4 protein-coding genes and 2 pseudogenes are annotated in these 7,548 nt (G+C 34.2%); 5 read left to right on the top strand and 1 reads right to left on the bottom strand.

Going from position 1 to position 7,548, the window contains the following annotated elements; genetic code table 11:
• Nucleotides 1–464 precede the first annotated feature (464 nt).
• The 4 genes and pseudogenes from ACODS7_RS30270 to ACODS7_RS30255 form a co-directional block, all read left to right on the top strand.
• Complete coding sequence (locus tag ACODS7_RS30270; RefSeq protein ID WP_488828343.1) at nucleotides 465–3,317, top strand: TOTE conflict system archaeo-eukaryotic primase domain-containing protein; 2,853 nt, start codon at nucleotides 465–467, stop codon at nucleotides 3,315–3,317.
• Between the two features lie 416 nt (nucleotides 3,318–3,733).
• A complete protein-coding gene (locus ACODS7_RS30265) occupies nucleotides 3,734–4,300 on the top strand; it encodes a plasmid pRiA4b ORF-3 family protein (protein WP_488828341.1) in 567 nt (188 codons plus the stop codon).
• Between the two features lie 232 nt (nucleotides 4,301–4,532).
• Nucleotides 4,533–5,084 carry a recombinase family protein gene (locus ACODS7_RS30260; RefSeq protein WP_000690668.1) on the top strand — a complete coding sequence of 184 codons (552 nt, stop codon included), beginning with the start codon at nucleotides 4,533–4,535 and terminating at the stop codon, nucleotides 5,082–5,084.
• Between the two features lie 12 nt (nucleotides 5,085–5,096).
• A pseudogene (locus ACODS7_RS30255) lies at nucleotides 5,097–6,806 on the top strand (DUF4158 domain-containing protein); the annotation flags it as partial.
• Nucleotides 6,807–6,884: 78 nt separating this feature from the next.
• On the opposite strand, the gene ACODS7_RS30250 reads toward ACODS7_RS30255, so the two are convergent.
• The gene (locus tag ACODS7_RS30250; RefSeq protein WP_488828338.1) at nucleotides 6,885–7,043 is read right to left on the bottom strand and encodes a hypothetical protein; all 159 of its coding nucleotides are present in this window, start codon (nucleotides 7,041–7,043) and stop codon (nucleotides 6,885–6,887) included.
• 179 nt (nucleotides 7,044–7,222) lie between these two features.
• Here ACODS7_RS30250 and ACODS7_RS30245 point away from each other — a divergent pair.
• Nucleotides 7,223–7,513: pseudogene (locus ACODS7_RS30245) on the top strand (Tn3 family transposase); the annotation flags it as partial.
• Nucleotides 7,514–7,548: the final 35 nt, after the last annotated feature.

Below are 7,548 nucleotides of genomic sequence, written 5' to 3'. Positions count from 1 at the left end.
AATAACGTTTTTTTGTACTTGGGGGTAGTAAAAAGGCTTAAGTTGATGGGCATGGCTTCACCATACCATTTCGGGAAAAATGTACGTTTAGACACATTTTGGACACATATTAACGAATTCCTCGTAAAGTAAGCGGATTTTAAATTCCTTCGTTACATCTTACATTTGTTAGTGATAAAAGATGTATCATCCCCATAACATAAACTCTATCCGAAACGGTATATAACTTTTTAAATTATAATTTTCTAAACAACTAAACCATTATAGCCCAAGGAAAAGGCATTACATACCGCCAGCGTTTACTAAAATATTCAGTGTAAATAAATACATATTAAATGTGTAGTAGAAATTGGACAGTTCTATGTTTTGGGTTTGTATCATTCATCTATAATTAGAACTATAGCTTAAATTAACTTTTTCTTAAAAGGTAGTACTTTGAGAATGTATGGAGGAGTTTTATTTATATGGTGCTTCAAATAGGAAAAAACTACACAATGAAAAATGGAAACGAAGTTCATTTGTTACGTATTTATCGAGATTTCTTTTCTGAAGAAGAGTTTGTTGTAATTAAGCAGGCAGAACAAGTCTTTATTTCAAGAAGATTTGAATTTGAAGCACATATTACGGATGAAAGTAAACGTGTAAAAAGAAGTAATCAAGAAAAAATTTGTTTATATCGTTCTTACTTCCGTGGACGTGATACGATGGTTGCTACAAGTTTTACAAATTCAGAAGGAAAAAGGGTTTATTATCCTTGGTGCTTATCACGTAAAAAATATCCTTGTCCTAAAGTAAAAAAATCAACTTTTCCCTGTGTGAACTGTACAGTTCAAAAATTCCAGTCGATTACAGATAAAATTATTTGGAATCATTTACGTGGTGTGGATCAGGAGGGACGAGAAGCATTTTATGGTATGTATCCAATGATGGATGATAATCGAGTGTATTTTTTGGCCATCGATTTTGACAAAAAGGATTGGCGGCAATCCGTAAAAGCAATGGTCAATTCTGCGGAATATTTTGAAGTAAATCCACTTTTAGAAATTTCTCAGTCAGGAAATGGATGTCACATATGGTTCTTTTTTGAAGAAGCGATCGAGGCAAGGTTAGCGCGAAATTTTGGAAAAGCTTTACTGAAGTATTCGATGTTAGAGAATCCTGAGTTATCTTTTGAATCTTACGATCGTATGTTTCCGAATCAAAATGAACTCTCTGTTGGTGGTTTTGGAAATTTAATTGCTTTGCCGTTACAAGGAAGTCGAGTCAAAAAAGGGTATAGTCGTTTTATTGATAAAAAATTCAACTTAATTGAAGATGTGTGGGGCGCTCTAGAAAAAACTCCTAAGTTATCAATGAGTGTTTTGAAAAAGGTGACTGCCATAATCGAAAAAAAACTGCCTGTAAAATATTATGAATCCAGCACCTCGAATTTAGTGGAAGAACTTTGTTTATTTAAACTTCCCGAGCAAGAAAATCTTGTTTTTGAAAAGCCTCTTCGAATAGTCGTTACTAGTCATTTAAGCATTCAAAAAGCAGCTTTAACGAGTGAAGAGATTGTTCAATTAAAATTTTTAGCTACTTTTCATAACAAAGCATTTTACACAGCGCAAAGAAAACGACTTTCGACAAAAGATATTCCGCGAGTTATCAGCTTGGTAGAAATAGATAAAGAGACAATCCGTTTACCGAGAGGATTGAAAGATAAAGTGAAACAGTTATTTCCAAATGTTGAATTTTCATATGAATTCGAGGAAGGAAAAACCATTGACATCCAATTTGTGGGTGATCTTTATCCTAAACAACAGCAAGCACTTCATGCTTTAGAAGAAAAAGATATGGGGATTTTATGTGCAGGAACAGGTTTTGGAAAAACAATTGTTGCGGCCAAATTAATCGCTGATAAAAAGGTAAGCACCTTGATCTTAGTCCATAATACAAATTTAGCCGGACAGTGGAAATCTCAATTAGAGCATTTTTTAAAGATTAATGACGAGCCCTTTGTGGAACGAACAGAGAAGGGTAGAAAAAAAAGAAAATCTAAAGTAGGCAGAATTTATGGTGGAAAAGAGAGTCGTAGTGGCTTAATAGACATTGGCTTATTTCAAACAGTAACAAGATATGAAAACTTACAAAATTTGTTACGGGATTATGGAATGATTATTGTTGATGAAGCCCATCATGTAGCAGCAAAAACTTTTGAAGATGTTATGAAACAAGTAGCGAGCAAATATGTTTACGGATTGACTGCTACACCGCAGCGAGAGGATGGTTTAGAAAATATTATATTTATGCGTTTAGGAGAAATAAGTTATACTGCGGAAAAAGAGATCCCAAAGCACATTGAACAAAAATTATTTATTCGTTTTACTTCTTTAGGTGAGCAAATGGCAACTATCAATAATCAAACCATTCATGAAAATTACGAGATGATGATAGAGTCAAAAGATAGAAATCAGCAAATTATTTCTGATATTTTGAGCAACTTAAAAGATAATAGACATATAATCGTACTTTCAAGATATATCAAACATATTGATTTGTTAAAAGATGAATTGGAACGAAGAAATGTAACGGCTCCAATTTATATTCTGAATAGCAAAATGAAAAACAGACAACTACGTGAAGAATTAGCAAATCTGAAACAAGAAGGAAAGCCATTTGTACTATTGACTACAGGAAGTTATGCAGGAGAAGGATTTGATTTGCCAGCATTAGATACATTATTATTGGTAATGCCTATTTCAAGTAAGGGAAACTTGCAGCAGTATTTAGGCAGGTTATTACGTAATCTAGATGAAAAAGAGGACCTCCGTGTCTATGATTATATCGACTATGCGATTCCGATGATTTATCGTATGTATCAAAAGCGACTTCGAACATATAAAAAACTAGGATATCACCTGTTTGAAGATGAACATACAGAACTTTGTAAGAGTAATTTATTTAGTGAGGGATATGAACCGATTTTACAAAAAGATTTAGCAAATGCACAGCAAAAAATTTTATTGATTATGCCGTATCTTAGTAAATCTATAATCGAATTTTTGAACGCAATTCATTTTGTAAGAGGCATTGAGCGGATTTTATTTTTACCCGAAGCAATGATGGTAGATTCAAAATCTCGACAATATGTAGACCAACTGATATCTATTGGCTATCGAATTATTTTTAAGTGTAATATTCATCAAACCTTTGTAGTCATTGATGGCAACCTGGTCTGGCTGGTGCCGAATCAAGCAAGACAAAAAAATAATGAACTAGCATTAAGAATGTATTCTTCAGAAATAGCAAAACGATTACAAGAACGTTTGGAATAATGATTTTGTAAACATAACAAACATTTTAGCTCAATCAGACATTAATTTAGCTGTTATTAAAATTGTTGTGCTGATTACTCATTTAACATTAAAATATGAAGGTGACACAATCGAAAAGTATCATGTTAAAAATCGGATATATTTACAATAGAAGTGCTTGACAAGTTTGGATGTAATTTTGATGCTTATTTCCAAAAGATATGACAGGCACTACGTGGATTCATTTAATTTCAACCTTCTAATGAAGAGCAACCTAAATCATAGATACATACATTGGAGGATCGTAATACATTTAAACAATCTGTACGGAATGCTTTATCATTATTTTTTTGTTTTTATTTAAAAAATTAAGAAATTAGATATGTACTTTATGTTTCATATGAAGCATGGGATATCTAAAGGAGGAGGAAACAAAAATGAAATGTTATCAATTACATTTGGAATTAGTGGGATGTCCTTTCCCCATTTGGAGAAAAGTTATTTTACCCGCGAAATTAACTTTTGATGATTTACATGACGTGATTCAATGCCTATTTCGGTGGGAGCACCAACATTTATTTGAATTCACTGTTGGAAAATATACCATATCGGATCCACCAGATTCGAGTATTCCCTTTTCCATGTTGGAACTGACAACACCATCTCGAATGTTACGTGCTCATAGAACCATGCTACTTGAACAAATCAAAAAGAAAGCTCAAATTTTTCAATATGTATACGACTTTGGAGATCATTGGTTGCTACAGATTCAAGTTGAAGATATACTTGATCAAAGTTCTGATGAAATAACATGCATCGGAGGAGAAAATGCAGCTCCTTTAGAGGATATCGGAGGTATTCCAGGTTATCTTGAATTTTTAGAAGCAATAAAAGATTCTTCACATCCCCAACATAAAATGTATGCGGAATGGGACTTATTGAATTTTGATCCTGCTTTCTTCGATATACAAGAAGTGAATAAAGGATTAGCCTATTGTGATTGAATCATAAGTGAATGGCCGTTTCCTTTATATAGATTTGAAAAAGGACATGATTTTTTCTATGTAAAAGATTAGGTCCTTTTTTGTGTACAGAAAATTGTATATTTCTGTACACTTTATTTTTTAGTAAAAAACACTACAATTTTTCCTATTATCGTGTCCATAAACAGTGTACAATTATGTATGTTCAGATATCTATCTAAAATTAAATTATTGAACAGGGAGAGACTACAAATTGAAAATTGGTTATGTTCGTGTATCAACTGTAGATCAAAATTTAGATTTACAAATAGATGCTTTAAAGGCGTATGGATGTGATGAAATATTTGAAGACAAATTGAGTGGCATTGCCGGAAAAAGGCCCGGCCTTGAAAAAGCTCTTCAATATGTGAGACCTGGTGATTCTTTGGTAGTCTGGCGACTCGATCGTTTAGGAAGAACGATGCATCATCTCATCCAAATTGTAAATGAATTAAATGAACAGGGCGTTAGTTTTTATAGTGTACAAGAAAATATCACGATGGATCGCTCTAGCGCTACAGGACAATTAATGTTTCACTTATTTGCTTCTTTTGCAGAATTTGAAAGAAACCTCATTCGTGAACGGACAGAGGCTGGAAGAATTGCCGCAAGGGCTCGGGGACGTTTTGGTGGAAGACCTGAAAAATTAGGAGAAAAAGAACAACAAATGATACAAACACTCGTGTCTAAGAAAACCCCCATTAAAGATATTGCGCAAATATTAAAGATTTCTCGTACAACGGTGTATCGTTATTTACAAAAATAGGAGGAAATTCAGATGGCGACGAGAGAGGTTCTTACTCAAACGCAACGAGAATACTTTTATGAATTATCAGACCAGATGAGTGAACGAGAGCGGATACGATACTACACTTTATCGGAAGAAGATATACAAATCATCCGTCAACAACGCGGCGCAACGAATCAATTAGGTTTTGCGGTTCAATTGGCCTATTTACGATTTCCTGGTCGACCTTTCGCTTCTGGAGAAAAAATACCCGATTTTCTTGTTTCGTTACTTGCAAAAAGATTAGGAATCGTGCCTGCAGCTATACATCGTTATGCGAAAATTCGCGATACAACAAGGCGAGAACACATCAGCAAAATTCGGAAACATTTTGGATTCCGTGCTTTTACCTTACGAGAATATCGAGAGTTAGCAAATTGGCTTCTTCCAACTGCACTGGGAACAGATAAAGGTCTGGTTTTAGTTGATCTTTTGATACAAGAAATGCGAAAAAGAAAAATCATTCTTCCTGCCATGTATGCCGTAGAACATTTAGTTTGGGCAGTATGTGAACGTGCAGAAAGGCGAACGTTTAAAAAGTTAACAAAAGCGTTATCTCCACAACAACTTGTACAATTAGACCAGCTATTAACAAAGTCTGCAGACAAACATATTACGAACTTATCCTGGTTACGAAAACCACCTGGGGCGGTTTCTCTTAAAAATTTTCACAAAATATTGGACCGTGTTCAATTTATTCAAAAGCTCGCATTACCATTAGAAAAGGGCCAAGAGATTCACCAAAATAGATTACTACAATTAGCTAGGGAAGGCTCTCGATATTCAACTCAACATTTGTCCCGGTTCCATTCTTTGAAACGTTATGCTACGTTAATGGCATTTTTAATTCACATTTATGCTTTTTTAATCGACCAAGGTTTATATGTAAATGAAAAATTGCTTGGGCGCATGTTCAAGCGAGGAGAAAAGATACATAACGATTCGTTTCAAAATGATGGAAAGTTAATTAATGAAAAACTTCGCTTATTTGCAAAACTTGGGAAGGTTTTAATTGAAGCAAAAGAAACTGAACAAGATCCTTTTGTATCTTTACAAGCTGTTATACCATGGGACCAATTTATTCATTCGGTAGAACAAGCGGAAGCGTTGGCGAGGCCTGCAGAATTCGATTATTTAGAATTACTGGATACCTATTATGGACAATTTCGTAAGTTTGCCCCGCGACTTTTACAGATTTATACGTTTCAATCTTCCGGTATCACCCAAACATTATGTGAAGCACTTGAAATCTTAAAGGAACTGAATACATCCAAGAAAAGAAAAGTTCCTGAATGTGCTCCTCTGGATTTTATAAAATCCAAATGGTTGAAACACGTTTTAAAAGAAGATGGCATTGACCGTCATTACTATGAATTTAGTGTATGGACAGAGTTGTGTAATCATCTCCGTTCGGGAGATATATGGGTACCAGGAAGTAAACAATACAAAAACTTTGATGAGTACTTATTACCGGTACCAACCTGGGAAGAAATCAAAAGAAAACAACAAATTCCGTTGTCTATTGCTACAAATGTAGAGGAGTATATACAAAATCGATGCGGATTGATGCAAGAACAATTAACAATGGTAAATCAACTCATTCAAAACCAAGAATTATCGGATGTTTCTGTTTATGGCGGTCACATCCAAATTCCATCTTTAAAAAAGGATGTTCCAGACGATGTAGCAGATCTTACAAGGGGTAGAACCAGCATCTCCGAGCAAATCGGGAATTTTGTAATTTTCAGAATGTTTTACGGGGTTTGATTAAAATCTAATCTATTTTAACAGAGCTCTTAATCCTTCGATTTCATCTTCCTTTGTTCCAATTTCTCTTTTAATTCGTTCTTGTTCCCAATGTTCTTCTAGGCGTAAACCCAGCATCTTCGAATGAATCGGTAATTTTGTAATTTTCTGATAATTTACAGGTGTTTCCATGTTTTTTTGGCTTAAAATTTAAGTTTCTGAGTTCTATGTCATTTTTTTAAACTGTTAATCCATTAAATTAGAATCATTTCTTTATGATTTAAGTTAGAAAGTGACACAGAATAACAATTACATGTCACTTATCGTTAAAAAGTAGTAAATTTGTATGATAAAAATCTGATTATTGCAAAATTCCCGATTTACTAAGCGATGCTGGGTTTGGGCCTACAAGGGCTATTTATGATGTATTACCACGTATTAAGCTAACAGAACTATTAGTAGAAGTAGACTCTTGGACCCAGTTTAGTCAGCAGTTTGTACATCTTCATACGAAAACGGGGCCAAAAGATGAAACTACATTATTTGCGGCTATTTTAGCCGAGGGAATTAATCTTGGATTGAGTAAAATGGCTGATGCATGTCCTACGATTACCTATACCCAACTTGCTTGGATAGCAGATTTGGTGTTATGTCAAGAAAATAGACACATGAAACAGAGACATTTAATTCGTTAAGC

It is taken from the genome of Bacillus sp. FG16 (genome assembly GCF_057809515.1).
The sequence above is the reverse complement of the archived record's forward strand: the minus strand, read 5'-3'. Positions and strand labels throughout refer to the sequence as shown.

Excerpts from the sequence above, each read along its gene's own strand:
- ACODS7_RS30270 (WP_488828343.1), top strand. The coding sequence starts at position 465 with ATGGTGCTTCAAATAGGAAAAAACTACACAATGAAAAATGGAAACGAA.
- ACODS7_RS30265 (WP_488828341.1), top strand. The coding sequence starts at position 3,734 with ATGAAATGTTATCAATTACATTTGGAATTAGTGGGATGTCCTTTCCCC.
- ACODS7_RS30250 (WP_488828338.1), bottom strand. The coding sequence starts at position 7,043 with ATGGAAACACCTGTAAATTATCAGAAAATTACAAAATTACCGATTCAT.